Here is a 353-nt window from a genome sequence, read left to right on the forward strand (position 1 = left end):
GGAATTGGTAGACGCGCTGGATTTAGGTTCCAGTATCTTCGGATGTGAGAGTTCAAGTCTCTCCTTCCGCACCATGTTCTCGATTAGAACTAAAATAATCAAATTTTCGTTGGAGTATCGCCAAGCGGTAAGGCAGCGGGTTTTGATCCCGCCATTCCCAGGTTCAAATCCTGGTACTCCAGCCAACTTTCTGAAGTTGAGGAATTGGCAGATGTCTTGAAATAGACGCTGGATTTAGGTTCCAAATACTCCAGATAATATAATGCGGAAGTGGCGGAATTGGTAGACGCGCTGGATTTAGGTTCCAGTATCTTCGGATGTGAGAGTTCAAGTCTCTCCTTCCGCACCATGTT

At 45.9% G+C, this 353-nt stretch carries 2 tRNA genes; both read left to right on the forward strand.

The features are described 5' to 3' along the window. Nucleotides 1–110: 110 nt before the first annotated feature. Nucleotides 111–185, forward strand: a tRNA-Gln gene (locus ACXAH1_RS24720). 79 nt (nt 186–264) lie between these two features. Continuing rightward, nucleotides 265–349 (forward strand) — tRNA-Leu (locus tag ACXAH1_RS24725). Nucleotides 350–353 lie beyond the last annotated feature (4 nt).

Source organism: Pseudoalteromonas sp. AWH4_217, assembly GCF_056161105.1.